This is a genomic window from Polyangium jinanense (genome assembly GCF_028435265.1).
Classification (GTDB): domain Bacteria; phylum Myxococcota_A; class Polyangia; order Polyangiales; family Polyangiaceae; genus Polyangium; species Polyangium jinanense.
Window position 1 is genome coordinate 139,843 of the sequence record NZ_JAGTJK010000014.1, and the last position, 24,319, is coordinate 164,161.

Here is a 24,319-nt window from a genome sequence, read left to right on the forward strand (position 1 = left end):
GCGCGTCTTGACGAGTCTCGGCAGGACGACGACGTTCGACTAGGCTACCCTGTATGCACCCTGCCGCCGGTGACGTAGCGGCAGCGGCGGTTCCAAGGGCAACAAGAAGCGAACATGGCCATCCGCACCATCCTGCATTATCCCGACCCTCGCCTTCGCCAGAAGGCCCAGCCGGTCGAGCGCATCACGCCCGAGCTCGAGCGGCTCATCGACGACATGGCCGAGACCATGTACGCAGCGCCAGGCGTGGGACTCGCGGCCACGCAGATCGGCGAGCCGCACCGGATCTTCATCATCGACATCGCCGCCGAGGACGAACCAAGCAACCTCATGGTCTTCGTCAACCCGGAAATCCTGTCAAAGGTCGGCGAAGAGGTCGGTCCCGAGGGCTGTTTGTCGTTCCCCGGCGTGAGCGAGGACATCAAGCGCGCGACCGAGGTCCGCGTGCGCGCCCAGGGCCGCGACGGCAAGACGTTCGAGCTCGCGGCCGACGGTCTGCTCGCAGTGGCGATCCAGCACGAGAACGATCACCTCGACGGCGTGCTGATGATCGACCGCGTGGGCATGCTGAAGAAGCGCATCATCCAGCGCAAGATGCAGAAGCGCGCAGACGCGACGGGTTGATGGTCGAAAGCGTCGCGCCGGGGCGCTGCCCCGGGCCCCGCGGGGGCTGTTCGCCCCTCGACCCGAACCAGGGCAAGCCCTGGACCTTTTGGGGAAGAACTGCGCGATGCGCAGTTCTTCCCACAGGCCCGTGGCAAGACCAGGAAGGTGCGTTGCCCGCTGGCAACGGGCCCGTCGCCTGTTGAATCGTCAGCGTTGCGGTCGGTCGTCGTTGGTCTTGACCTGGCCTGTTCGATGAACTGCGCGATGCGCAGTTCATCGACCCCGGGTCCAGCGCTTGCGCTGGTCCGGGTCCAGGGGTGGACAACCCCTGGTGGGGCCTGGGGCAACGCCCCAGCTCAGCGCCTCCCAGATGAGACCAATGCCCAGCTCAACGCGGGAATGACAGCGGCCCGCTGACGTACGCGTCGCGGCCGCAGAGCGCCCATCGCGGATCGACGATCCGCGGCGCCTCGCTCGGCGTGTCCGGGCCTGCCCAGTCGACTGCTCCGGGACGACCACGCGGCCCGAGCAGGATTGGCGCGATGAACGCGTGGAGCTCGTCCGCGAGACGCGCCGCGAGCAGACTGCCCGCGAGCTCCGCGCCGCCCTCGACGAGGATCGACACCACGCCCTGCGCTGCGAGGATCCGCAGCGCTGCCGACACCTCCACCCGGCCTTCTGCCGAGTTTGGCACACGCAGCACCACGCATCCTGCGTCGGCGAGCGCCTGCTCGTTTGCCCCCGGCGCGTCCTCGCCTGTGAGCACCCACGTCGGCACCTCGCGCGCGGTTTGCACGAGCCGACTGTGCAGCGGCAAGCGCAGGTGCGTGTCGAAGACCGCGCGCGTCGGGCAACGCCCCTGCTCGGCGAGCCCGGGCGTACGCACCGTGAGGCGCGGATCGTCCGCCAGCGCCGTCCCGATGCCGACGCCGACGACGTCGTGCTGCGCGCGAAGCTCCTGGACTTTCGCCCGCGCCTCGGGGCCCGTGACCCACTTCGAGGCGCCGCTGCGGGTCGCGATGCGCCCGTCGAGCGAGAGCGCGAGCTTCAGCGACACGTACGGCATGCCCGTCGTGATGAACTTCGCCCACGGCGCGATGAGTGCGCGCGCCTCGGCGCCCGCGACGCCGACGTCGACCGTGACGCCCGACTCGGTGAGCCGCGCCGCGCCCCCGCCCTCGACGTTCGGGTTCGGATCGAGGCAACCGATGACGACGCGCCGAATGCCTGCCCGCAGGATGTTGTCGACGCAGGGCGGCGTCCGGCCGTGGTGATTGCAGGGCTCGAGCGTGACGTAGAGCGTGCCGCCGCGCGCGGCCTCGCCGGCGCGACGCAGGGCGGCGGTCTCGGCGTGTTCCTCGCCGGCGCGGATGTGGTAGGACGTCGCGACGACCTCGCCCGCTTCGCTGACGACAATGGCCCCGACCGGCGGATTCGGCGATGGCTGGGACTTCCTCGCCTCCTCGAGCGCGAGGCGCATCGTGGCGAGATCGAAATCGGATTCGGGGGCAGTCGTCATGGGTCAGCCCGGATCTACTAGGGGCCCTTCGCCTTCACAAGCTTACCAAGCTCGCGGAGGAACTCGTCCACGTCACGGAAGGAGCGATAGACGCTGGCGAACCGGACGTAGGCGACCTCGTCGAGGTCGCGGAGGTGGTTCATCACCCGCTCCCCGAGCTCGGCGCTCGTCACTTCGCGCCGTTCGGATTCCTGCACCTCGCGCTCGATCGCGTCCACCACGACTTCCAGCCGGTCCACTGAGACCGGCCGCTTGTTGCAGGCGGTCCGGAGACCTCGCATCAGCTTGGCTCGATCGAAGGGTTCGCGCCGGCCGTCTTTTTTCACGACGGTCGGCAGGACGTCCTCGACGCGCTCGTACGTCGTGAACCGACGACCGCACGCGGCGCACTCGCGGCGCCTGCGCACGACGTCACCCGACCCGGGTGCGCGGGACTCGACGACCTTGTCCTCGAGGTGCCCGCAGAACGGGCACCTCATCGCCTAGCCCTCGAAGCGGGAGAACACGAGCGCAACGTTGGTGCCCCCGAACCCGAACGAGTTCGACATGACGTTCCGGAGACGGCGTTCCCGCGCGACGAGCGGGACGCAGTCGAGCACGCACTCGGGATCCTGCTCCTCGAGGTTTGCCGTGGGAGGGACCTTGCTCTCGTGAAGCGCGAGCACCGAAAGAGCCGCCTCGACTGCGCCCGCGCCGCCGAGCAAGTGCCCGGTCACGGACTTCGTGGAGCTCACCCAGAGCGCGTGCCCGGTCGCGTGCTCCCCGAACACTTTTACGATCGCGCGGGCTTCCTCGAGGTCGCCGTGCGGCGTCGAGGTGCCGTGCGCGTTGATGTACTCGATGTCCGTCGGCGCGAGCTTCGCGTCCACGAGCGCTTGCTTCATTGCGCGCTGCGCGCCCTCGCCTTCCGGCGCGGGCTTCGTCAGGTGGTACGCGTCGCACGTGGCGCCGTAGCCGGTCACCTCGCCGTAGATCTTTGCGCCGCGGCGCTTCGCGTGCGAGAGCGACTCGAGCAGCAGCGTCGCCGCGCCCTCGCCCATGACGAAGCCGTCGCGGCCCTTGTCCCAGGGCCGACTTGCCCGCGTGGGCTCGTCGTTGCGCCGGGAGAGCGCGAACATCGCGCCGAAGCCTGCGGCGGCGAGGCCCGTGATCGTCGCCTCCGTGCCGCCCGCGAGCATGAGGTGCGTGCGGCCGCGGCGGATCCACTCGAAGGCTTCGCCGATCGAATGGGCGCTCGAGGCGCACGCGCTCGTGTTGCAGTAACTCGGCCCTTTGAGGTCGAAGGCCATCGCGACCTGCCCGGCGGCGAGGTTCGCGATGACCTGCGGGATGAAGTACGGGCTGACCTTCGAGGGCCCCTTTTCGAGGAGCACCTGCGCGTACTGGTACAAATTCTCCAGCCCGCCGAGGCCGACACCGATGTACGTGCCGCACGTCTCGCGGTCCTCGTCGGTCAGCTCGATCCCCGCATCGTTCATGCAGAGCTGCGATGCGGCGATCGAGAGGTGGGCGAAGCGGCCCATCTCGCGGAGCTTCTTCTTGGGGATGAAGTTTTCCGCGACGAACCCCTTCACCTCGCCTGCGATGCGCGTCGAATACTGCGATGCATCGAAGAGGGTGATGGGTCCGATCCCGGACTCGGCCGCGAGCACGGAGCGCCACGTCTCCGTGGTGCCGATGCCGTTCGGGGTAACGAGACCGATGCCGGTGATGACGACGCGTTCCATACTCGCTTCGCCCAGGATGGATCGGGGATGAGGCCCTCGCTAGGGCTCTCGGGGACTACTTCTTGGTGTGCGAATTGATGTAGTCGATCGCATCCTGCACGCTCCGGATCTTCTCCGTGTCCTCGTCCGGGATGTCGATTTCGAACGCCTCTTCGAAGGCGAGCACGAGCTCCACGAGGCCGAGCGAATCCGCGCCCAGGTCGTCGATGAACGTCGATTCGGGCTTGATGTCCTTCTCTTCGACGTCGAGCTGTTCCTTGATGATCCGTTTGACCTCGGCCGAGATGTCGCGACCTTCCGCCATGGCGTCCTCCGGGAAAAAGCGGTCCCCTCCTAACCCATCGTTCGAGCTTTTGCACGACCTTCGTGGCGTGCGAAACGCTTTTTACATGTACATGCCGCCGTTTACGCGGATGGTCTCGCCCGTGATGTAAGACGCAGCATCCGAGCAGAGGAAGATCACCGCGGCAGCGACCTCTTCCGGCTTTCCGGTGCGACCGAGAGGAATGGCCTTCAGCATGCCTTCCTTCACCTCGGCACCGAGCGACGAGGTCATGTCGGTGTCGATGAAGCCGGGTGCGACCACGTTCACCGTGATGTTCCGCGAAGCGTACTCACGCGCGAGCGTCTTCGAGAGACCGAGGAGCGCGGCCTTCGATGCGGCGTAGACCGCCTGCCCTGCATTGCCCATCTCTCCGACGATGCTCGACAGGAACACGATGCGTCCCGTGCGGGCGCGCATCATGGGCTTGATCGCCGCGCGCGCGCACCCGATCGCGCCCTTCACGTTCACCGCGAAGACGCGATCGATCTCCTCTTCCTTCACGCGCAGGACGAGGTTGTCGACGGCGACGCCCGCGTTTGCCACGAGGATGTCGAGGCGGCCGAGCCGCTTCGACAGAGCTGCGATCGCCTCGTCGGTGGCCTGCATGTCCGCCACGTCGAAGCCGAGCGCCTCTGCCTTGCCACCGCGCTCCTCGATCGCTTGCACGACGCGCCGCGCTTCTTCCTCGCCGCGCACGTAGTTCACGACGACGTGCGCGCCTTGCGCCGCGAGCGCCTCTGCCGTCGCCCGACCGATCCCACGTGAAGCGCCCGTCACGAGCGCGACCTTGCCGCTCAGACCGAACATCTCTCATGCCTCCAGAAACGCTGCCACCGCGTCGATCCCCGCGGGATCCGAGACGCTCAGCACCTTGATGGATTTCGCGATTCGCTTCCCGAGCCCAGCGAGCACCTTGCCAGGCCCGAGCTCGAGCGCGTGCGTCACGCCCTCGGCCGCCATGCGCTCGACCGAAGCAGACCAAAGGACCGCGCCGTCGATCTGCCGCAGCAACAGGTCGGCGACGCGGCCAGGATCGGTGTTCGGCGACGCGTCGACGTTGGCGATCACCGGGAAGGCGAGCGGATGGATCACGACCTGTCCGAGCGCAGGCGCGAGCGCGTCGCGCGCACTCCGCATGAGCGCGCAGTGGAAAGGCGCGCTCACCTTGAGCGGTACGGCCTTGCCGCCGCGCGCCACCACGAGATCGTTCGCGCGTGCCACCGCGTCCTTTTGTCCTGCAATCACCACCTGTCCGGGCGCGTTGTAGTTCGCCGGCGAAACGATCTCTCCCGCGGCCGCTTCCTCGCAGATCGCCGTGATCGTCTCGGCGTCGAGCCCCATGATCGCCGTCATCGCGCCCTCGCCCGGAGGCACGGCGGCCTGCATCGCAGAGCCGCGCAGCCGGCAGAGGCGGACGGCGTCCTCGAGCTCGATCGCGCCCGCCGCACAGAGGGCGCTGTACTCGCCGAGCGAGTGCCCCGCGGCGAACATGGGCGGCGCGAGCTCCGGGTGACGCTCACGCAGCGCCGCCACGATGGCCGCGCTCGCCGCCACCAGCGCGGGCTGCGTGTTCGCGGTGAGCGTGAGCTCCTCCATCGGGCCGTCGAAGCAGAGCCGGGAGAGCGGCTCGCCGAGCGCCGCGTCCGCACGCTCGAACGTGCGGCGCGCGGCCTCGGACGTCGCGGCGAGCTCCTTGCCCATGCCGACGAGCTGCGAGCCTTGACCAGGAAACAACCAGGCGACCTTCGTGCTTCGTTGCATCGACGCGGACTCCTCGTGCTACGTCGCGACAGAAAGTTTTGTAGTCAAAGGATCGGCAGGAGACGCGCAGAGCGCGCGTCACATCCGGACGAGCGCAGCGCCCCAGGAGATCCCGGCGCCGAGGGCGCACATCAGGACGTTTTGCCCGGGCTTGATGCGCCCGTCGCGCACGGCCTCGTCGAGCGCGATGGGGATCGAGGCGCTCGACGTGTTGCCGTACTCCTGGATGTTGATGACGAACTTCTCCATCGGAAAGTTCAGCCGATCGGCGACCTGCGTGATGATGCGCAGGTTCGCCTGATGGGCGACGACCCAGTCGAGCTCGGCGCTCGTGAGCCCGGAGGCCTTGAGGACCGCGGTGGACGCGCTCGTCAGGTTCTTGATGGCGGTCCGGAAGATCTCCTGCCCCATCATGTGGACCTTGTTGCGCTTCTTGGCGAGTCCCTCGTCCGTGAGCGGTTCGGCCGTGCCGCCGCCTGGGATCGTGAGCGCATGCGCGAGCGAGCCATCCGTGAAGATGCGCGTCGCGAGCAGGCCCCGGCCGTCTCCCTCCGAGGGCCCGAGCACGACTGCGCCCGCGCCGTCTCCGAAGAGCACGCACGTCGTCCGATCCTGCCAGTCGAGGAGCCTCGAAAGGAGCTCGACGCCGACCACGAGGACGCAGCGCGCCGCGCCGGTGGCGATGAACTGATCGGCGATGGTGAGGCCGTAGATGAACCCGGCGCACGCGGCCGACACGTCGAACGCCGGGATGTTGTCGGCGCCGAGCTTCTGCTGCACGTGCACGGCGCATGCGGGCATGGGGCTGTCGCCGCTGATCGTCCCGACGATGATCATGTCGATGTCGGCGGCGTTGAGGCCCGCCGACTCGAGGGCGCGACGCGCGGCGGCCGCCGCCATGTCGCTCGTGTTCTCGTGCTCGGCCGCGATGTGCCGGCGCCGGATGCCGGTGCGCTCCGCGATCCAAGCGTCGGACGTATCGACCATCTTTTCGAGGTCGACATTGGCGAGGACCTTCTCAGGGACGTAGTGGCCAGTCCCGAGGATGCGACTCTTCGGTGTAGGGAGCGCGTTCATGGTGACAAGGTAGCAGGGCGCCGGCGCGGCGCGTGCTCGAGCGATGGACCTCGGCCTGTGCCTCCGCGGGATTCATCGCGAAGCGCCGAGATCCATGCACGCGCGCGCTGCCCGGCGCGAGCCCATCTCGCAGCCTCGCCCTTCGTCATGAAGCGGGAGGCCCTGCGAGACGGGCAAGCCGGGGATTGCGGTGGATTCAGGTGGTCGTGGCCTTGACGGCCTTCGCCTTGCGGCCCTTGTAGAAACCACAGGCGCCGCAGGCGCGGTGCGGCAGCGCCGCCTCCCCGCAGTTCGGGCAGGCAACCACCTGCACCGGGGTGACCTTGTCGTGGTTCGCGCGCCGCATGTCGCGCTTGCTCGGGGTGGTTTTCCTCTTCGGGACGGCCACGGGCTACTCCTTCTTCGTCTTCTTCTGCTGGGACGCGTCGGCGCTGCCGGTCGCGGCCCCTTGATCATCGTTCGGCCCGCGCGAGCCGCTCTTGGCGAGCGCGGCGCGCAAAGCGCCGAGGGGCGCGAGCCTGGGGTCGATGGGCGGCTCGGCGCCACCCTCGTCGGCCTCGGGGGAGGCGGGACGGATACCCGGACACGCCTCGGAGCACAAGGGGAAGATGGGCATCTCGAGCAGAATCGCCTCGCGGATGAACCCGTCGAGCACGACCGTCTCGCCGTCGTAGATGTCGACCTCCGCCTCCTCCGAGGAAAACTCGTACTCCGGCAGCTCCTTTTCCTTCGGCGCCTTCTTGCCCGTTTCGGTTTTCGTGCTTCCCCCCGCGGCCTTCTTCGCCTGCGCCGCCGCGCGCTTCTCGTCCGCCTTCTGCGCGAGCACGGCAGGCGGCGCGGGCTTGAGGAGGAGCGACATCTCGGCCTCGACATCGAGCTTCGTGGGTTCGAGGCAACGAGCGCACGGCGCCTGCAAGACGGTGTGGACGCGCCCGCGCACGACGATGTCGGAGCCCGAACGAGAGATCCGACCCGAAACGTGCCCCGGCTCGGCGCCACGCATGTCGCAGTCGCTGAGCTGTTCGTCGAGCCAAGCCACGGGCAGGTCCGCCGCGATCGAGCGACCAGCGGCGTCGATGTCTCCGGCAGGAATGGCGAAGAGCGGCATGGTCGACTCCTGGGGGCAAAAGCGAGATCGCGGTAGCGGTGCGTTCGCCGCGGCCGCGCGAGGCGGGAGCAACTAGCGCACGGTCGGGGTGCTCGCAAGCCGCCCGACGCGCTTCGAGCAGCGAAGGCCATGGTAGGGTGCGCCCAGCACGCATGGACCGCCCGCTCGAACGGCCCGACGATCGATCGCGAAGGTGGCTCTTTGCCGCGGCGATCTACACGTTGGTCACGGTCGTCTGTCTCGCCACAACGGGGCGCGAGCGGCTCACGACGCACACGCCGTTCAACCACTTCGCCTTGCTCGCCGACGCGTGGCTGCACGGTCGCCTGGACCTCGGCGGCCCGCCCCCCGCGTACACGGGGAACAACGATTTCGTCGCGTGGGGAGGCAAGCACTACGTGAGCTTTCCGCCGTTCCCCGCGGTCCTCTTGCTGCCTGCGGTCAAGCTCGCGGGCAACGTCGAACGCGTCCGGGACGGTCAGGTCTTCGCGCTCTACACGGGGCTCGCGCCGGCGCTCCTGTACCTCGGCCTCGACGCGCTCGCGCGCGCGGGCAGGACGGGCCGATCCGAGCGGGAGAACGTGCTCCTCTCGCTGCTCTTCGCATTCGGCACCGTGTACTGGTTCTCCGCCGTGCAAGGCACGGTCTGGTTCGCCGCGCACGTCGTCGGCGCGGCGCTCGCGGCGCTCTACCTCTTCGCGTCCGTCGGCGCCGCGCACCCGATCCTCGCGGGATTCGCGATCGGCCTCGGGTTCGCCACACGTACGCCGCTCGGCTTTGCGTTCCCGCTCTTCGTGTACGAGGCCGTGAGGGCAAGCGCGCGAGCAGGCGCGAGCGATCGCGTGCGCCTCGCGGACGTGGACGCGCGCGCGCTCGCGAAGAAGCTCGCGCTCTTTGCCGTACCTGCTGCCGCGGTGCTCGGCGTCTTGCTCTGGTACAACGCCGCGCGGTTCGGCGATCCGTTCGAGTTCGGCCACCGGCTGCTGGCGATCACGTGGCGTACACGCATCGAGCGGTGGGGACTCTTCTCGTACCACTACCTCGGCCGGAACCTCGGCGTGATCCTGACGTCCCTGCCCTACACGGGTGTCAGTGGAGCTCCGTTCCAGATCAACGCGCACGGCCTCGCGCTGTGGATCACGACGCCCATCTACGCGTGGGTCCTCTGGCCTCGGCGCACGCCGCCTTCGTTCTGGGCCGTCGCGCTCACGGCCGCGTGCGTCGCGCTGCCGAGCTTGCTCTACCAGAACAGCGGCTGGATCCAGTTCGGCTACCGCTTCTCCAACGACTTCGCCGTGTTCCTGTTCGCGCTCCTCGCGCTCGGCAGGAGGCGGCTCGGCGGCTTCTTCTGGGCCTTCGCCGTGGTCTCCGTCCTCGTCAACGCGTTCGGCGCGGTCACCTTCCAGCGCGCCGGTTACGGTCGGTTCTACTTCGTGGATCCGACCCAGAAAATTCTCCACCAGCCCGATTGACGTGACGCACCCCGCGCGGCCCGGGGACACCGCGTCGGCCTTGTGGTAGCTCGTCCCCGCCATGTCCGAAGTCCTCCTCGATCCGGTCGCTGTGGCCCGAGGCCTCCGCCGCGTCGCTGGCGAGATCGCCGAGCACGGCGGCGTCCGTGACCTCGCGCTGGTCGGCATTCGGCGCGGCGGAGAGCCCCTCGCGGAGAGGCTCGCCGCGCTGCTCCGCGAGCTCGAAGGTGAAGCCCCGCCGACGGGCTCCATCGACATCACCCTCTACCGCGACGACGCCGCGACGGCCCTGCCGAACCCCAAGATCGGCCCGAGCCGCATCCCGTTCGAGGTGCGCGGCAAGCGCGTCGTGCTCGTCGACGACGTCATCTACACGGGCCGCACCATCCGCGCGGCGCTCGACGCCGTGCTCGACTACGGCCGCCCGCGTCGCATCGAGCTCTGCGTGCTCGTCGACCGCGGCGGCCGCGAGCTGCCCATCCACCCGGACTACACCGTGCGTCGCGTGGAGCTCGGCCCCGGACAGCGGATCGAGGTCACGCAGAAGGACGACGGCGCGTGGGCCACCATCGAGGACACATCCACCCTGGGGGGAACGTGACGACGACACCACGCGCGCGATATCCGCACCGCCACCTGCTCGGGATCGAGGCCCTGGAGAGGGCCGAGATCCACTCGATCCTGGAAGCCGCGGAGAGCTTCTTCGACGTCTCGCGGCGCAGCGTCCGGAAGGTGCCGACGCTCCGCGGCAAGACGGTGATCAACCTCTTCTACGAGCCTTCGACACGCACACGGACCTCGTTCGAGCTCGCAGGCAAGAGGCTCTCAGCGGACGTCATCAACATCAGCGTGTCGACGTCGAGCGCGGTCAAGGGCGAGACGCTCCTCGACACGGTGAAGAACCTCGAGGCGATGTGCCCGGACGTCCTCGTGATCCGGCATCAAGCGTCGGGCGCGCCGCACTACGTGGCAGCACGCACGAAGGCCGCCGTGGTCAACGCGGGCGACGGGACGCACGAGCACCCCACGCAAGCGCTGCTCGACGCGTTCACGATCCGACGTCGCAAGGGCCGACTCGAAGGCCTCGTCGTAGCCATCTGCGGCGACGTCCTGCACAGCCGTGTCGCGCGCTCGAACGCGCTTCTCCTGCGAACGATGGGCGCCACGGTGCGCTTCGCGGGCCCTCGCACGCTGCTGCCACCCGCGGCCGAGACGCTCGGCGCGGAGGTGCACGATCGACTCGAGCCCGCGCTCGAAGGGGCCGACGTGGTGATGATGCTCCGCGTCCAGCGCGAGCGCCTCGCGGGCACGTTCTTGCCGAGCACCCGCGAGTACAGCAGGAAGTTCGGCCTCAACGAGGCGCGACTCGCGCTCGCAGCGCCCGACGCGATCGTGATGCATCCCGGGCCGATGAACCGAGGCGTGGAGATCGACCCCGCCGTGGCAGATGGCTCACGCAGCGTCATTCTCGATCAGGTGGAAGCGGGCGTCGCTGTGCGGATGGCGGTCCTGTGGATGCTCGCGACGGAGGCCGAGGGAGAGCCGATCGCGGGCGCTTGAGCGCGGATGACCATTGACGCTCCCTGCCACCCGCAGGACAAACCGTTCGAGAGGCGCGGGCGACGTCGAGCGCGCAGGCCGTGCCTCGGGGCGGTGAATCATGAAGAAAGCCGACGAGCGTCCCCGCAACACCCGCGGGAAACGAGCTTCATGCGCAGGTTCGTCCAATAAAACCCTTGCAGAAGGCAAGCGCCGTGGCGCTTCCTTCCCGTCGACGCCGACGTCGTCTCCATCCACGTGGTGTCCCGACGTCATCCCTCCTCCGTCGGCCGACGTCGTCCCTCACGATCCTTCGCACCCCCCCGTTCGTTATCCGTTCGCGGAGGAGCTCATCTCCGGGGTCCTGCCTCCGCGGGATGAAGTGTTCCAGCAGCTCTATGCGCGCGAATGGCAGTTCGTCCTGCGCACCGTCGAGCGATATGGAGTGCCCGCACGCGACGCCGACGACATCGCGCAGGAGGTCTTCTCGGTCGCCCTGCGGCGGATCGAGGATCACGACGCGGCAAGCTCGGCGCGCCCGTGGCTGTTCGTCATCGCGATGCAGCTCGCGACGAACTATCGGAAGCTCGCGAGGCACCGCATGGAGCCGCTCGTGGCCGAGCAGCCGCCGGAGCCGATGAGCGACACTCTCGCAGCCGAATCCGCGCTCCTGGAGGGCGAGGAGCAGGCGCTCGCCCGCGAGCTCATCGGTCGGATGCGCCCAAAGCTCCGCGAAATCCTCGTCCTGCACGACCTCGAGGAGCAGTCGATGCCGGAGATCGCCGAGAAGCTCGGAATCCCGCTCAAGACTGCTTACGCTCGGTTGAAGCTCGCGCGCGCAGAGGTGCTCCGGCGAGGGCGCGCGCTCGCCGCGTCGAGCCTCGCCGTGTCGACGCCGCGCCCCCTGCGGCCGAAGGATCTGCTCCGCGTGCGCGAAGTGCTGCTCGCGTATGTGCATCGACCGCCCAGCGCGGCACGCGGCTCACGTCGGCGCAAGCAGCCGATCATGTATCCCTGCGCCATCGCTCCGCGGGAGGTGTCCTACCCCATGGCCATGTTCCCGCCGTGAGGCGAGAGGCGCGCGTCCCCCCCATCCCCGCGCGGCAGGTCATTCGAGGTCAAACGGATCGACCTGGGTCTCCAGCAGCCGCGGGACGGACTTCGCGACGGCGTCGCCGATCTGCGAAAAGGTCCCCACGACCGAGACCACGAGATCGTCTTCCGACAGACGCTCGCGGATCGCGGCGTTCGCCTCGTCCAGCGTGACGCCCTCGATCTGCTCGAGCTGCTTGTCATGGTAGCCCTCGGGCAAGTCGTAGAGCGCGGCTTCGAGCTTCTGGTAGGCCCGTTTCCTCGCCGTATCGACCTCGAAGGCGTGCGAACGGACGAGGTACTTCTTCACGAACGAAAGCTCGTCCTTCGTGATCCCGTCCTTGCGGAGCGTGTGCAAGAGCTCGAGCTTCAAGGCGAGGCAAGCCGAGGCATCCGAGGCCTTGGGCGCCGTCCACATCGTGAACGCGTCCCTCTGCCGATCGAAGCCAACGCGCGAGGACGCGCCGTACGACCAGCCGCGCTTCGCCCGCACCTCCTGCATGAGCCGCGAGGTGAACGTCCCGCCGAACGCGGTGTTCGCCACGAGGAGCGCCACATGGTCGGGGTCGTTCGGGTGCGTCCCGAGCCCTCCGACGATCATTTGCGTCTGGGTTCGCTCGGGTTTGTCGACGAAGACGAGCCGACGGCCGGGCCTGCGCGGCGGCGGCTGCACGGGATCCGGGACACTCGCGCCGACCGGAAGTCCGGAGAGCAGGCGCTCCGCGATCGCGTGACCTTCCTCGACGTCGACGTCCCCGGAGATCGTGACGATCGCATTCTCCCGCGCGTAGTGCGCTCCGTAGAACGACACCACGTCGGCGCGCTCGATCGCACGCAACGCGGGGATGCAACCGGCGACGCGGCGGCCGTACGGATGACCGGCGAAGAGCGTCCGGCGGAAGGCGCGGGCGCACAAGGTGCCGTCGCTGTCGCGCGACTCGATGAGCTCGGCCTCGGCTTCCCGCTTCAGCCGAGCGAGCTCGGCCTCGTCGAACGAGGGCCGCGCGAGCAGCGTCGACGCGAGGTCCACGAACGGATCGAGCGAACGCCGGATCACCTCGAAGTGCACCGTGCTCGCGCTCGGCGAGACGTCCACGCCGAGCTCGCCGCCGAGGAGGTCGATCGTCTGCTCGATCTTCTCCGAGCTCCAACCTTCGGCGCCGCGGCGGAGCATGCGGGCCGTGATGCGCCCGAGCCCTTCGCGGCCCACGGGGTCGTGCGCCGAGCCCGACCGGAACGCGACGACGACGCTGACGAGAGGCAACGCGGGACTCGGCTCGACAATGACGTGCGTCACGACGCCACCTCCTCTTCGCTCCCCTCGCCGTCCGTCTCTTCGTCGTCCATCTCGTCGCTCTCCATCGATCCGTCGGGCGCGACCTCGATGACCGTCCTCGACGAGCGCCCGAGGTACCGGCGCGCCACGCGGAGGAGATCCCCCACGGTGACCCTGCGGTACGCCGAGAGCCGATCGAAGAGCGCCGCCGGATCGCCCAGCACGACCTCGTAAAACCCGATCTGCTCGGCCTTGCCGCTCACCGTCTCGAGCCCCTGCAGCACCGCGAGCTCGACGCGCGCCTTCGCCTTTTCGAGCTCCTCCTCGGTCACCGGCTCGGTGCGAACCCGATCGAGGAGCACGTCGAGCGCTGCGCAGAGCGCCTCCGCCGTGTGCTCGCCGCGGGCCGACAAGAAGACGTCGTACAGCGATGGATCCCGGAACGCGCCCACCCAGCCGCGCACGTCGGTGGCGATCTCCTGCTCCTGGATGAGCGCGCGATGCACCCGCGACGAGCGCCCGCCGAACAGGACCTCGTTCAGGAGCGTGAGCGCCGGATGATCGAAGTCCCCGAGCGCCGGCGATTTGTACCCGATCGCTACCTTGTGCGTCGGCGTCGGCTTGGTGATGCGGATGCGGCGCTCCTCGATCTGCGGAGGCTCGGGGCGCACGTCCTCGACCGGCAAAACCGAGGACGGCAGGCCGCCGTAGTTGTCCTGCACGAGCCGCAGCACCTGCCCGATGTCGACGTCGCCGACGATCGCCATCGCCGCGTTGTTCGGCGCGTAATACGTCCGATAGAACGAGACGCAGTCGTCGGTCGTGAAGCCGAGGATGTCGTCCATCCACCCGATCGTCGGGTGCCCGTAGCCGTGCTCGCGAAACGCCTCCTTGTAGAGGATCTCGCTGATCGCGCCGTCCACGTCGTCGTCGACACGTTGCCGACGCTCGTTCGCGACGACCTCCTTCTCGCTCGCCACTTGCGGATCACGCAACACGAGGCGTGACATCCGGTCTGCTTCGAGCCGCAACGTGAGCTCGAGCGCCTCGGCGGGCAGGTTCGTGTGGTAGTACGTCCAGTCCAGGAACGTCGCGGCGTTCGTCTCGGCGCCCGCCTCTTCGAGGGTGCGATCGTACGCGCCGTGGGCCGAGGTCTCGGTCTCGCCGAACATGAGGTGCTCGAAGAGATGGGCGATGCCCGTCTTGCCGACGCGCTCGTGCCGCGATCCGACGCCGAACCACGTCTGCACGCAGACGACGGGCGCCGCGTTGTCCTGCAGGATCAGGACCCTGAGGCCGTTGCCCAGAACGAAACGTTCGACGCGCATCGTCGGGCCGAACGAGATGGTCGCGTCGTGCTCGGCCTCTGCGAGCCGGGTCCGGTTGCGGTTGAGCTCGGCGAGGAGCTCGGCGTAAGGACCTTTCCGTACGCGCGAGCGAAGATTCGGGAGGGCCGTATGCATTTGCCGCTCTCCCTTACCACATCGCGCATAGAAGCGCGGCTAGGCCCCACGTGGTGCGGAGGATGCGGGCTCGCTCGTCAGGGGCGGACGTGGCTCAGCGGCGCGGCGCGGCGTGGCACAACACGTCTTCGGGGATGCGCGTCGACTGATGACACTCCCACTTGTCGTCGTGGCAAGAGATGACGAGCACGCCAGCCTCGTAGGCCTCTTTCAACGACGAGCCTGCCCGCTGGTGGAGCAGGTTCTCCGGCACGCGCTCGTTGCACCCCTTGCCCATGTCGACCTCGAGCTTGCGGTTGCCCTTGTTCGGCTTCACTGGGTTCGGCGGCGTCTTGCCCTTGTCGGCCGTGCGCACCGCGGCTTCGAGCTTCTTCACGATGCGGTCGACGTAGTCCTTGTCGACGATGGGGTCGGTGCCGCGCGGCGTGACCATCGCGATCGTGTACTGAATCGCCATCATCTGCTGATCCGGCGGCGCGCTCGGCTGGATCGGGCCCGCCGAGCCAAGAGGCACAGGCCGCGGCGGCATCTCGATCTTCGCCTTCGCCGGTGGAGGCGGCGTCGTCGCGGAGGGCTGCGGCTCGGCTGCGGTGGGCGGCGGCGCGGCCGAGGGCGCCGCGCCCTTCGTCGAGACCGGTTCGTCGCAGGCAGCGAGCGCGAGGAGGAGCGGGAGGCAGAGCGGGAGAGCGCGTCGAGCGACCGACATGTCGCGCCTTATACGAAGGCTCGGGCGCGGACGGTAGAGGGCGCGCGCTTCAGTCGACCTTGAGGATCGCCAGGAACGCCTCCTGGGGGATCTCGACGCTGCCGACCATCTTCATGCGCTTCTTGCCCTCTTTTTGCTTCTCGAGGAGCTTGCGCTTGCGGGAGATGTCGCCGCCGTAGCACTTGGCCGTGACGTCCTTGCGCATCGCCTTCACGGTCGTCCGGGCGATCACCTTCGAGCCGATGGCCGCCTGGATGGCCACCTCGTACTGCTGGCGCGGCACGATGTCCTTCAGCTTCACGGCGAGATCGCGCCCACGCTGGAACGCCTTCTCCTTGTGGACGATGACGCTCAGGGCGTCGAGCGGGTCACCGTTCACCAGCATGTCGAGCTTCACGAGGTCGGCGGGCCTGTAGCCGACGAGCTCGTAGTCCATCGAGGCGTAGCCGCGGGAGACGCTCTTCAGCTTGTCGTGGAAGTCGAAGAGCACCTCGCTGAGGGGCATGTCGTACGTGATGATCACGCGGTCGGACGAGGCGTACTGCAGCGACTTCTGCTCGCCGCGCCGGTCCTGACAGAGCGCGAGCACTGCGCCCACGTACGACGAGGGCACGTGGATGGTCACACGGTAGATCGGCTCCTCGAGATGGTCGACGTGCTGCGTCGGGGGCAAGCGCGCCGGGTTCTCGATGGGCTTCATCTCCCCGGTGTTCATGTACACGTGGTACACGACGCTCGGCGCCGTGGTGATGAGGTCGAGGTTGTACTCGCGCTCGAGCCGCTCCTGGATGATCTCCATGTGGAGCAGGCCGAGGAAGCCGCAGCGGAAGCCGAAGCCGAGCGCCTCGGACGTGTCGGGCTCGTAGACGAACGCCGCGTCGTTCATCTGGAGCTTCGACAGGGCGTCGCGCAGGTCCTCGTACTGAGCCGAATCCGTGGGGAAGATGCCCGCGAAGACCATCGGCTTCACCTCTTTGAAGCCGGGCAGCGCGACCGTGGTCGGGTGGACCGCGTCCGTCACCGTGTCGCCGATCTTCGTGTCGGTGACGCTCTTGATGTTGCCCGCGATGAACCCGACTTCGCCCGGGCCGAGCTCGGTGATGGGCGTCGCGTGCGGTGCGAACACGCCCATCTCGGTGATCTCGTAGTCGCGCCCCGTCGCGAGGAACCGCACCTTCTGGCCCTTGCGCAGCGTGCCCTCGACCACGCGGATCATGACGACCGCGCCGCGGTAGCTGTCGTACCAGCTATCGAAGATCAGCGCGCGGGGCGTGACTTGCGCGTCGCCCTTCGGCGGCGGCACGCGCGCCACGACGGCCTCGAGGATGTCCTTGATGCCGATGCCGGTCTTCGCGCTCGCCAGGATCGCGTTCGCGCAATCGAGGCCGATGACGTCCTCGATCTCGCGCTTCGTGCGGTCGACGTCCGCCGAGGGCAGATCGATCTTGTTCAGGACGGGGATGATCTCGAGGTTGTTGTCGAGCGCGAGGAAGACGTTGGCGAGCGTCTGCGCCTCGACCCCCTGGGAGGCGTCCACGACGAGCAGCGCGCCCTCGCAGGCCGAGAGGCTACGTGAGACCTCGTAGTTGAAGTCCACGTGTCCGGGCGTGTCGATGAGGTGCAGCCGGTACTTCTGGCCGTCGCTGGCGGCGTACTCGAGCCGCACGTTCTGCGCCTTGATGGTGATTCCGCGCTCGCGCTCGATCTCCATCTTGTCGAGGAATTGGTCTTGTTTCTCGCGCTCCGACAGGGCGCCGGTGGTCTCCAGGATGCGGTCGGCCAGCGTGCTTTTGCCGTGATCGATGTGCGCGATGATGGAGAAGTTGCGGATGAGCTTGGGATCGGCGGGCATACTTCCGTGAGGCCGGCAAGACGACGGCCGCGTGCTCCTAGCGCGTCGCGCGGGCGAAAGCCACGGCTTGCGGCGGTTACTTCTTCTGGACCGTCGTCTCCAGGCTCATCTGTCCCGGAAGCACGTGCTCGTAGTGCTTGAGGACCATGTCGATCCCCTCGCGGATGTAGACCGCGATCGGCACCTTCGTCCGGTCGTGCAAGAGCTTCAGGCGCTCGGCCTGCTCGGGCGTGATGTAGATGGTCGTCGAGACTTTCTTTCGCGACATGTCACGCCGGCCCTGCGCTCTTCGCGTCGCCCACCGCATGCGGACGGCACGCCCCCAGGACTCTGAGGGATACTGACAAGGCGTTACCCTAGATGCCGGTACGTGTGTTGTCAATCAGGAAGACTCGGGAGTCTCCGGAAACGCACGTCAGTAGCATGAGCACGAGCAAGGCATCCGCCTGCCGCTCGCCTTGCGGAAGACGTCGCGGTGCGTCTAGACTCGCCTCGAACGCTTGGAATCTCGCCGCTTTCCATGCCCTGGCCGCTGGGCGCGCTCGCTCGGCGTCGCGGCCCTCCTCACGTCGCTGCCAGCGATCGGCGCGACCGCATGCACCTCGGCCGATCCGGGCGGCCCGCCGCCCACCCTTCCCACGGGCGCCGAGCGTGACACCGAGGTGAAGCACGAGGCCTGCGACATGACCGCAGCGAACGCGCAGCGCTTCGACGTGAACGGCGACGGCAAGCCCGACATGACGCGTGTGCCCGACGGCGCGGGACGCGAGGTCTGCCGCATCCTCGACCTCAACTTCGACGGCGCGATCGACGTCTTCGTCTACTACGACCCTGCAGGCCGCGAACGCCGCCGCGAGTCGGACTACGATAGAGACGGCCGCGCCGACGAGATCGTGAGCTCGCGCGACGGCGCCGTGTTCCTGAAGGAACGCGAGACCAACTTCGACGACAAGCTCGACACCTGGGACTACTACGAAGGCGGCCGTCTCGTCCGGCGCGAGCGCGACTCGGACGGCGACGGGCTCGTCGATCAGTGGTGGGCCTTCAACGATCCCAGCGACGATCGCTGCGCACTCGTCGCGACCGATCGCAACGTCGACGGCAAACCCGATCCCGAGACGGTGCTCGACCTCTGCGCCGAGGCCCGCGCGAAGCAGGCCACGATGCCGAAGCCGCAGGCCCCTGCGCCCCGTCCCTCGGGCGCGGCGCCGCTTCCGACGGTGCCCACCCCGGTGCTTCAGGGGGGCGCGCCCACCGCACCGCAGCCCGGCGGAACGAGCCCTCGATGACGAGCCGCGTGATCGTGTGGACACTCGCCGGCTCTCTCCTCGCGCTCACGGCGTGCGCGAGCACGCCCGCGACCACGACGAACGCGTTCACCGGCGAGACCACGCCGAAGCGCGCTCCGCTCAAAGGTCCGGCCTACAAGGTCGACGATCGTTCGATGTGCGACTGGAAGGGCCGGAAGGATCGGGAAGCGAGTGAGATCGCGGGGCCCGGCTCGCTCAAGCCAAACGTCCGCCGCGTCTTTTTGCTCGTCGGCATGGGCGAGTCGCAGAAGAAGATCCTCGTCTGCCGCGAGATCGACACGAACTTCGACGGCGTGAAGGACGTCGTGCGTCGCTACAACGACAAGGGCGAGAGCCTGCACGAGGAGAGCGACACGAACTACGACGGCCGCATCGACACGTGGATCACGTTCTCGCGCGGCAAGCTCGCGGAGGTCGAGTTCGACAACGATCGCGACGGCAAGCCCGACGAGTGGAAGTCCTACTCGGACGGGAAGCTCTCGCGCATCAAGCGCGACCAGAACCGCGACGGCAAGCCCGATGTCTGGGAGGTCTACCGCGAGGGCAAGCTCGAACGCATGGGCGTGGACCTCGACGGCGACGAGCGGGTCGATCGCTGGGACCACGACACGGAGGTGCGCCGCCGTGCCGAGGAGGCCGAGCGAAAGAAAGAAGAAGAAGAGGCGGCGAAGAAGCGCGCGGCCGAGAAGCGCGACGCCGACAAGGACGGCGACGAGGGCGAAGGCGAGCCCAAAGGCTCACCCGCGCCGGCCGAGAAGAAGGACGAGAAGGCCGAGAAGAAGGACGACGGCAAAGCCGACAAGAAGGCCGACGCGAAGACCGACAAGGGCGAGAAGAAGAAGCCCTAGCGCGACGGGGACACGCTCAGGGAGCGTTCGTTCCTTCGCGGCCGTAGACGTCTTCAATGCGGACGACGTCGTCGAGCTCGGGCGTGGACACTTCGATCACGTCCACGTCGGTGACGGCGATCATGCGGTGGATCGTCCCGGGCAGGACGTGGAAGACGTCGCCCTTCACCATGCGGCGACGTTCGAGCGATTCCTTCGGACCCACTTCGAGGTCCATCTCGCCCGACTGGAGAAAGAGTGTCTCTTCCTTGACCCGGTGGTATTGACGGGACAGACGCTCGCCTGCCCGGATGTGGAGCAACTTGCCCACGTAACGGGACGTCTCCGCCCAGATGAGCTCGTGTCCCCACGGCTTGTCGACGCGGCGCATGGAGCGTGCTTATCACGAGCTGGGGTTCGGGGCGAAGGGCGCCGTCAGGCAAACCGGAGCCCCGAACGTCGACGAAGTTCGGGGCGAAGGGCGCCGTCAGGCAAACCGGAGCCCCGAGCGTCGACGAAGTTCGGGGCGAAGGGCGCCGTCAGGCAAACCGGAGCCCCGAGCGTCGAACGGGTTTGGAGCGAAGCGGGCTGGAGGCATTGTCGGCGGATGGAAGAGCGGTTGCAGAAGATCATCGCCCGTTCGGGGGTGAGCTCCCGGCGCGCAGCGGAGGAGTTGGTCACGGCAGGGCGGGTCCGGGTGAACGGGCGCGTCGTGACGGAACTCGGGGCCAAGGCCGACCCGCGCCGCGACAAGATCGAGGTCGATGGCAAGCGGCTCACCGCGGAGTCGCCGGTCTACCTCGTGCTGCACAAGCCGCGGAACGTCGTGTCGACGCTCCATGATCCCGAAGGTCGGCCCACGGTCGCGGATCACGTGCGTGGCGCGGGGGCGCGTGTGTATCCCGTCGGCCGCCTCGACTTCGCGACGAGCGGCGTCCTCTTGATGACGAACGACGGCGAGTTCTCGAACGGCCTGCTTCATCCGCGCGGCGGCGTGCCCAAGACGTACGTCCTCAAAGTGAGAGGCGTGATGGATGAAGGCGACGCCGACGTGTGGCGCACGGGCGTCGAGCTCGAAGACGGCAAGACGCTGCCTGCGGACGTGCGCATCCTGCGACACGAGGGCGACAAGACCTGGCTCGAGATCACCCTGCGCGAAGGGCGAAACCAGCAGATCCGCCGCATGGGCGAGGCGACGGGCTTCCCCGTGATGCGACTCGCGCGGCTGAGTTTTGCCGGCGTGACCTCCGAGGGGCTCTTGCCGGGGAAGTGGCGGCTCCTGACGGTCGACGAGCTGCTCGCCATCCGAAAAGAGTTCGGCGTGCCGAAGCGCGTGCGCCCGGCCGTGGATCAGATGCCGGCGCAACGCGCGAAGCAGCAGAGGCCGCGGGCGCACGTCGGCGCGGCGCCGCGCGATCGAGGCGAGCGCGGCGAGCGTGGCGAACGCCCGCGGGCAGGGTACGCGTCGCGGGAAGGCGGGCACGAGGAGCGACGCGCGCGGCCTGCGGATCGGCGTGAACGTGGGACGAGCGGGCCGCCGCGCGAGCGGGGCACGAGCGGACCGCCGCGCGAGCGCAAGCGGCCCACCTGAGGCGGCGCGTCAGATCTGCGCGAAGCGACCGCTGCGGAACGAGGCTTCGAGGAGCTGCGCGACGCGCTTCTCGAGCTCGCGCGCGCGCGGATCGGTAATCCCGGCGAGCGCGGTCTTGATCTCGCCGAGGGCCTTGAGCTGGCTGAAGAGCTGCACGTCGCCGAGGGCGGTGCCGCCGGTGAGGAGCTGGCGGATGCGATCGATCTCGGCGGCGAGCGCGTCGACGCCCACGCCGAGCGCGCCGACACGACGTCGATCGGGGTGCTCGCGGAAGAACGCTTCGAGCACGGGCTGCACGATGCCTTCGAGGATCGCGGCCTGGTCCTGGTTGTTCCAGATGTGCTTGAGGACGAAGAAGTCGCTCGCGTCGGTGGTGTTGCGCCCGTCGAGGTAGGCGCTTGCGGCGAAGAGCTTGAGCATCTTCACGACGCGACGATCCGAGAGCGAAATCCCCTCGGCGCGGATCTGGAAGACGATGCCCTTGTAGGCCGAGAGGAACGCGTCGGAAAAATTCATCCGGCCGCCGAAGCTCTTGCCGAGATCGGCGAGCTCGCGGGCGGTGACGACGGGGCGCAGCGGCTCGCCGGACATCTGCCGGATCTCGTGCTGGATGCCGCGCTGTAGAAGCTCGCTGAAGTGGTACGCGTCGAGGTTGTCCGAGTGGACGCGCAGGAGGAAGCGGTCGAAGATCGCGTTCAGCGTCTCGTCGCCGGGCACCTCGTTCGAGGCGGCGAAGACGCTGATGAGCGGGCAGCGCATCACCTTGCCGCCGCTCGTGAATTTGCGCTCGTTGAGCAGCGTGAGCAGGGCGTTCAGGATCGCGCTGTTCGCCTTGAAGACCTCGTCGAGGAAGACGACCTCCGCCTCGGGCAGCATGCCCTGCGTGTTGCGGCGGTAGGTGCCTTCGCGGAAGGCGACGATGTCGACGGGACCGAAAATTTCGTTTGGCTCGGTGAAGCGCGTGAGCAGGTACTCGAAGTAGTTCGCCTGCATCAGCTCCGAGAGCGAGCGGATGAGGGCGCTCTTGGCCGTGCCGGGCGGACCGAGGAGCACGCAGTGCTCGCCGGCGACGACCGAGATCATCAGGAGCCGGATGATCTCGTCCTTGCCGAGGAACTGTCGTTCGAGGGTGCTCGCGAGCTGTCGGAGTCGCTCGTGAAGAGGCGCGGGCGGCATCGCCGAGGAGGCGTATCACAACGGGGCGCGGGCCGGCCGCGTTTGTGCCCTGAGCCTTCGAAACACGAAGGCCGGCCGCGTTCATGTTCGCGCGGCCGGCCTTTGTGTTTCTCTACGTTGCGGAGCGGGAGACGGGATTTGAACCCGCGACGTCAACCTTGGCAAGGTTGCACTCTACCACTGAGTTACTCCCGCAGGGTGCTGCGAAGGAACTGCTAATTTTCAGAGCGGGAGACGGGATTTGAACCCGCGACGTCAACCTTGGCAAGGTTGCACTCTACCACTGAGTTACTCCCGCAAACTTCGTCATCGCCTTCAAGGGGACGATGCCGAAGGGCCGTTCGGGTTTTTCCCGATTCACTCGGGAGGTCCCCGACGAGGGCCCTACTGCGTACCGAGGCGTGCCTCGTCAGCAGCGAGGCCATTCCTACTCGGCACTTTGGAAACTGTCAAGCCCTGCGCCCCAGACAGTTGCCTCTTTGAATTCCAAGAGTATCTTCTTCAACCGTTGCATCGGACGGCCTGGCCGGAGAGTCGGCCGTTGGGGGTTGCAGCACAGGCGGATGGGGCACCGTCGCGTGCTCCGTAGGGATGGGGGGAAACATGAACGAACAGCAAGCTGCTTTGCGTATCAACTCCGCTTCGAACACGGAGGCGGTCAGCCAAGCACAGAAAGAACACCGGTCGGGCGTCTTCGCGAAGGGTCGGCGAGACGGCAGCGGCTGGGGGCTCGTGCTCGTCGGTTTCAACGGCGAGCTCGCGCCGATCACGCTCACCGACGGCGCGGTGATCGGCAGCGCGTCGCGCGACGCGCATGTCGACGGCGCGGGCATCGCGCCCGAGCACGCGAAGGTCAGCGTTCGCGCGGATGGTTGCTACGTCGAGGATCTCGGCACGCCCGACGGCACGTTCGTCGACGGCGTGCGCGCGCGTCGCATCGGTCTGAGCCACGGCGACGTGGTGCGTCTCGGCAGCCGGATCGGCGTGTTCGTCGAGCGTGATCTCAGCGCGTACGGCGGCGCGATCATGCGCACGGGCCCGCTCGTTCACGGCCCGCGGCAGCGCAAGGACTGGATCGATCCGATCCTCGATCTCGTGAAGGGCGGCTCGTGCGTGTGCATCGAGGGCGGTCCCGGCACGGGCAAGCGCACGATGGCGAAGCTCGCCGCCGCCGTGCGCGAAGGCGTGGGCGACATCGTCACGGTGGACGGGCGCGCCGAAGGCAAGCCGACGATCCCGGCAGGCATTCGCCCGATGACGTGGGTCGTGCTCGATGCGGATCGGCTGCCGCGCCCGCAGCAGCTCGAGATCGCGCACGCGGTCGGCCGCACGAGCGGCGTGTCGGTCATCGCGACGGTCGGGCAGCCGCTCGATCGCGCGGTCGGCGACGGCAAGCTCGCGCCGTGGTTCGCTTCGCTCTTCTCGGGCAAGCGCGTCACGATCACGCCGCTCGAGCATCGACGCGAGGACATCGCGGCGATCGTGCAGGACATCGCGGAGCGCCGTGGCATCGAGCTCTCGCGCATCACGCCTGAGCTGCTCGAGTCGCTCGTACGCGCGGGTTGGCCGGGCGGCGTGCCGCAGCTCGAAGCGACGCTCGTCTCCGCGGCCGAGGTCGCGGGCTCCGACGGTGCGATCCTTCCGTCGTCGATCGCGTCGTCGCTCGCGAGGGCGAGCCGTACGAAGCCCTCGCTGCCCCCCGCCACGGATCCTTCGCTCGCCCGCGCACGTCTCGAAGATGCGCTCGCGCGTGCGAACGGCTCCGTCGCGTCAGCCGCGCGTTCGCTCGGCATGTCGCGCCAGGCGATCTACCGCGAAGCCGAGCGCCTCGGCCTCGACATCGCGCGGCGCAAGTTCTCGCGGAGTTAGTCCTCGTTCGACGAGAGGGCCGT

At 68.2% G+C, this 24,319-nt stretch carries 25 protein-coding genes and 2 tRNA genes; 9 read left to right on the plus strand and 18 right to left on the minus strand.

Features of this window, described 5'->3' with window-relative positions:
* Nucleotides 1–114: 114 nt before the first annotated feature.
* Nucleotides 115–624, plus strand: a complete 510-nt coding sequence (def, locus tag KEG38_RS24945) for a peptide deformylase (RefSeq protein ID WP_272422395.1) — start codon at nt 115–117, stop codon at nt 622–624.
* A gap of 370 nt (nt 625–994) precedes the next feature.
* On the opposite strand, the gene ribD is transcribed toward def, so the two are convergent.
* The 9 genes from ribD to KEG38_RS24990 form a co-directional block, all read right to left on the minus strand.
* Nucleotides 995–2,125, minus strand: a complete 1,131-nt coding sequence (gene ribD, locus KEG38_RS24950) for a bifunctional diaminohydroxyphosphoribosylaminopyrimidine deaminase/5-amino-6-(5-phosphoribosylamino)uracil reductase RibD (protein WP_272422396.1) — start codon at nt 2,123–2,125, stop codon at nt 995–997.
* Nucleotides 2,126–2,142: 17 nt separating this feature from the next.
* The gene (gene nrdR / locus KEG38_RS24955; protein ID WP_136931831.1) at nt 2,143–2,604 is read right to left on the minus strand and encodes a transcriptional regulator NrdR; all 462 of its coding nucleotides are present in this window, start codon (nt 2,602–2,604) and stop codon (nt 2,143–2,145) included.
* Nucleotides 2,605–2,607: 3 nt separating this feature from the next.
* Nucleotides 2,608–3,852, minus strand: a complete 1,245-nt coding sequence (gene fabF / locus KEG38_RS24960) for a beta-ketoacyl-ACP synthase II (RefSeq protein ID WP_272422397.1) — start codon at nt 3,850–3,852, stop codon at nt 2,608–2,610.
* Nucleotides 3,853–3,907: 55 nt separating this feature from the next.
* The gene (gene acpP, locus KEG38_RS24965) at nt 3,908–4,156 is read right to left on the minus strand and encodes an acyl carrier protein (RefSeq protein ID WP_272422398.1); all 249 of its coding nucleotides are present in this window, start codon (nt 4,154–4,156) and stop codon (nt 3,908–3,910) included.
* A gap of 81 nt (nt 4,157–4,237) precedes the next feature.
* Nucleotides 4,238–4,984 (minus strand): 3-oxoacyl-[acyl-carrier-protein] reductase, encoded by a 747-nt coding sequence (fabG, locus tag KEG38_RS24970; RefSeq protein ID WP_272422399.1) that lies wholly within the window; start codon nt 4,982–4,984, stop codon nt 4,238–4,240.
* A 3-nt stretch (nt 4,985–4,987) separates the two neighbouring features.
* Complete coding sequence (fabD, locus tag KEG38_RS24975; RefSeq protein WP_272422400.1) at nt 4,988–5,938, minus strand: ACP S-malonyltransferase; 951 nt, start codon at nt 5,936–5,938, stop codon at nt 4,988–4,990.
* 78 nt (nt 5,939–6,016) lie between these two features.
* Entirely contained in the window at nt 6,017–7,015 is a 999-nt protein-coding gene (locus tag KEG38_RS24980) for a beta-ketoacyl-ACP synthase III (RefSeq protein ID WP_272422401.1), read from the minus strand.
* Between the two features lie 196 nt (nt 7,016–7,211).
* On the minus strand, nt 7,212–7,403 hold the full coding sequence (rpmF, locus tag KEG38_RS24985; RefSeq protein ID WP_136931837.1) for a 50S ribosomal protein L32: 192 nt from the start codon (nt 7,401–7,403) through the stop codon (nt 7,212–7,214).
* 3 nt (nt 7,404–7,406) lie between these two features.
* A complete protein-coding gene (locus tag KEG38_RS24990; protein WP_272422402.1) occupies nt 7,407–8,123 on the minus strand; it encodes a YceD family protein in 717 nt (238 codons plus the stop codon).
* A gap of 152 nt (nt 8,124–8,275) precedes the next feature.
* Between KEG38_RS24990 and KEG38_RS24995 the strand changes: the two genes are divergently transcribed.
* From KEG38_RS24995 to KEG38_RS25010, 4 genes are all read left to right on the plus strand, one after another.
* Nucleotides 8,276–9,595: a hypothetical protein gene (locus KEG38_RS24995; RefSeq protein WP_272422403.1), complete on the plus strand. Its 1,320-nt coding sequence runs from the start codon at nt 8,276–8,278 to the stop codon at nt 9,593–9,595.
* Between the two features lie 61 nt (nt 9,596–9,656).
* On the plus strand, nt 9,657–10,196 hold the full coding sequence (gene pyrR, locus KEG38_RS25000) for a bifunctional pyr operon transcriptional regulator/uracil phosphoribosyltransferase PyrR (protein WP_272422404.1): 540 nt from the start codon (nt 9,657–9,659) through the stop codon (nt 10,194–10,196).
* Nucleotides 10,193–11,155 carry an aspartate carbamoyltransferase catalytic subunit gene (locus KEG38_RS25005; RefSeq protein WP_272422405.1) on the plus strand — a complete coding sequence of 321 codons (963 nt, stop codon included), beginning with the start codon at nt 10,193–10,195 and terminating at the stop codon, nt 11,153–11,155. The genes pyrR and KEG38_RS25005 overlap by 4 nt, the downstream gene beginning before the upstream one ends.
* A gap of 100 nt (nt 11,156–11,255) precedes the next feature.
* Nucleotides 11,256–12,203, plus strand: coding sequence for an RNA polymerase sigma factor (locus KEG38_RS25010; RefSeq protein ID WP_272422406.1), 948 nt, complete (start codon nt 11,256–11,258; stop codon nt 12,201–12,203).
* 39 nt (nt 12,204–12,242) lie between these two features.
* Here KEG38_RS25010 and KEG38_RS55605 read toward each other — a convergent pair whose 3' ends face one another.
* The 5 genes from KEG38_RS55605 to KEG38_RS25035 form a co-directional block, all read right to left on the minus strand.
* A complete protein-coding gene (locus KEG38_RS55605) occupies nt 12,243–13,523 on the minus strand; it encodes a M16 family metallopeptidase (protein WP_272422407.1) in 1,281 nt (426 codons plus the stop codon).
* The gene (locus KEG38_RS25020; protein ID WP_272422408.1) at nt 13,520–14,965 is read right to left on the minus strand and encodes a M16 family metallopeptidase; all 1,446 of its coding nucleotides are present in this window, start codon (nt 14,963–14,965) and stop codon (nt 13,520–13,522) included. Before KEG38_RS25020 ends, KEG38_RS55605 begins: the two co-directional genes overlap by 4 nt.
* A gap of 94 nt (nt 14,966–15,059) precedes the next feature.
* Nucleotides 15,060–15,671, minus strand: coding sequence for a hypothetical protein (locus tag KEG38_RS25025; protein ID WP_272422409.1), 612 nt, complete (start codon nt 15,669–15,671; stop codon nt 15,060–15,062).
* Between the two features lie 49 nt (nt 15,672–15,720).
* A complete protein-coding gene (lepA, locus tag KEG38_RS25030; RefSeq protein WP_272422410.1) occupies nt 15,721–17,523 on the minus strand; it encodes a translation elongation factor 4 in 1,803 nt (600 codons plus the stop codon).
* Between the two features lie 76 nt (nt 17,524–17,599).
* A complete protein-coding gene (locus KEG38_RS25035; RefSeq protein WP_136918444.1) occupies nt 17,600–17,791 on the minus strand; it encodes a ribbon-helix-helix domain-containing protein in 192 nt (63 codons plus the stop codon).
* A 232-nt stretch (nt 17,792–18,023) separates the two neighbouring features.
* On the opposite strand from KEG38_RS25035, the gene KEG38_RS25040 reads away from it, so the two are divergent.
* Together KEG38_RS25040 and KEG38_RS25045 are read left to right on the plus strand one after the other, a co-directional pair.
* The gene (locus KEG38_RS25040; protein WP_272422411.1) at nt 18,024–18,812 is read left to right on the plus strand and encodes a hypothetical protein; all 789 of its coding nucleotides are present in this window, start codon (nt 18,024–18,026) and stop codon (nt 18,810–18,812) included.
* A complete protein-coding gene (locus KEG38_RS25045) occupies nt 18,809–19,681 on the plus strand; it encodes a hypothetical protein (RefSeq protein ID WP_272422412.1) in 873 nt (290 codons plus the stop codon). Before KEG38_RS25040 ends, KEG38_RS25045 begins: the two co-directional genes overlap by 4 nt.
* A 16-nt stretch (nt 19,682–19,697) precedes the next feature.
* On the opposite strand, the gene KEG38_RS25050 is transcribed toward KEG38_RS25045, so the two are convergent.
* Nucleotides 19,698–20,051, minus strand: coding sequence for a cupin domain-containing protein (locus tag KEG38_RS25050; RefSeq protein WP_272422413.1), 354 nt, complete (start codon nt 20,049–20,051; stop codon nt 19,698–19,700).
* A gap of 216 nt (nt 20,052–20,267) precedes the next feature.
* Between KEG38_RS25050 and KEG38_RS25055 the strand changes: the two genes are divergently transcribed.
* Nucleotides 20,268–21,251, plus strand: a complete 984-nt coding sequence (locus KEG38_RS25055; RefSeq protein WP_272422414.1) for a pseudouridine synthase — start codon at nt 20,268–20,270, stop codon at nt 21,249–21,251.
* Nucleotides 21,252–21,260: 9 nt separating this feature from the next.
* Here the strand turns inward: KEG38_RS25055 and KEG38_RS25060 are convergent, their stop codons facing one another.
* From KEG38_RS25060 to KEG38_RS25070, 3 genes are all read right to left on the minus strand, one after another.
* Nucleotides 21,261–22,427, minus strand: coding sequence for an AAA family ATPase (locus tag KEG38_RS25060; RefSeq protein ID WP_272422415.1), 1,167 nt, complete (start codon nt 22,425–22,427; stop codon nt 21,261–21,263).
* Between the two features lie 123 nt (nt 22,428–22,550).
* Nucleotides 22,551–22,622, minus strand: a tRNA-Gly gene (locus KEG38_RS25065).
* Between the two features lie 31 nt (nt 22,623–22,653).
* Nucleotides 22,654–22,725, minus strand: a tRNA-Gly gene (locus KEG38_RS25070).
* Nucleotides 22,726–23,030: 305 nt separating this feature from the next.
* Here KEG38_RS25070 and KEG38_RS25075 point away from each other — a divergent pair.
* Nucleotides 23,031–24,296: an FHA domain-containing protein gene (locus tag KEG38_RS25075; RefSeq protein ID WP_272422416.1), complete on the plus strand. Its 1,266-nt coding sequence runs from the start codon at nt 23,031–23,033 to the stop codon at nt 24,294–24,296.
* Nucleotides 24,297–24,319: the final 23 nt, after the last annotated feature.

Bases quoted from the DNA above. Each gene is read 5' to 3' on its own strand.
- def (WP_272422395.1), top strand. From the start codon at position 115: ATGGCCATCCGCACCATCCTGCATTATCCCGACCCTCGCCTTCGCCAG.
- ribD (WP_272422396.1), bottom strand. From the start codon at position 2,125: ATGACGACTGCCCCCGAATCCGATTTCGATCTCGCCACGATGCGCCTC.
- nrdR (WP_136931831.1), bottom strand. From the start codon at position 2,604: ATGAGGTGCCCGTTCTGCGGGCACCTCGAGGACAAGGTCGTCGAGTCC.
- fabF (WP_272422397.1), bottom strand. From the start codon at position 3,852: ATGGAACGCGTCGTCATCACCGGCATCGGTCTCGTTACCCCGAACGGC.
- acpP (WP_272422398.1), bottom strand. From the start codon at position 4,156: ATGGCGGAAGGTCGCGACATCTCGGCCGAGGTCAAACGGATCATCAAG.
- fabG (WP_272422399.1), bottom strand. From the start codon at position 4,984: ATGTTCGGTCTGAGCGGCAAGGTCGCGCTCGTGACGGGCGCTTCACGT.
- fabD (WP_272422400.1), bottom strand. From the start codon at position 5,938: ATGCAACGAAGCACGAAGGTCGCCTGGTTGTTTCCTGGTCAAGGCTCG.
- KEG38_RS24980 (WP_272422401.1), bottom strand. From the start codon at position 7,015: ATGAACGCGCTCCCTACACCGAAGAGTCGCATCCTCGGGACTGGCCAC.
- KEG38_RS24990 (WP_272422402.1), bottom strand. From the start codon at position 8,123: ATGCCGCTCTTCGCCATTCCTGCCGGAGACATCGACGCCGCTGGTCGC.
- KEG38_RS24995 (WP_272422403.1), top strand. From the start codon at position 8,276: ATGGACCGCCCGCTCGAACGGCCCGACGATCGATCGCGAAGGTGGCTC.
- pyrR (WP_272422404.1), top strand. From the start codon at position 9,657: ATGTCCGAAGTCCTCCTCGATCCGGTCGCTGTGGCCCGAGGCCTCCGC.
- KEG38_RS25010 (WP_272422406.1), top strand. From the start codon at position 11,256: ATGAAGAAAGCCGACGAGCGTCCCCGCAACACCCGCGGGAAACGAGCT.
- KEG38_RS25020 (WP_272422408.1), bottom strand. From the start codon at position 14,965: ATGCATACGGCCCTCCCGAATCTTCGCTCGCGCGTACGGAAAGGTCCT.
- KEG38_RS25025 (WP_272422409.1), bottom strand. From the start codon at position 15,671: ATGTCGGTCGCTCGACGCGCTCTCCCGCTCTGCCTCCCGCTCCTCCTC.
- lepA (WP_272422410.1), bottom strand. From the start codon at position 17,523: ATGCCCGCCGATCCCAAGCTCATCCGCAACTTCTCCATCATCGCGCAC.
- KEG38_RS25035 (WP_136918444.1), bottom strand. From the start codon at position 17,791: ATGTCGCGAAAGAAAGTCTCGACGACCATCTACATCACGCCCGAGCAG.
- KEG38_RS25045 (WP_272422412.1), top strand. From the start codon at position 18,809: ATGACGAGCCGCGTGATCGTGTGGACACTCGCCGGCTCTCTCCTCGCG.
- KEG38_RS25050 (WP_272422413.1), bottom strand. From the start codon at position 20,051: ATGCGCCGCGTCGACAAGCCGTGGGGACACGAGCTCATCTGGGCGGAG.
- KEG38_RS25055 (WP_272422414.1), top strand. From the start codon at position 20,268: ATGGAAGAGCGGTTGCAGAAGATCATCGCCCGTTCGGGGGTGAGCTCC.
- KEG38_RS25060 (WP_272422415.1), bottom strand. From the start codon at position 22,427: ATGCCGCCCGCGCCTCTTCACGAGCGACTCCGACAGCTCGCGAGCACC.
- KEG38_RS25075 (WP_272422416.1), top strand. From the start codon at position 23,031: ATGAACGAACAGCAAGCTGCTTTGCGTATCAACTCCGCTTCGAACACG.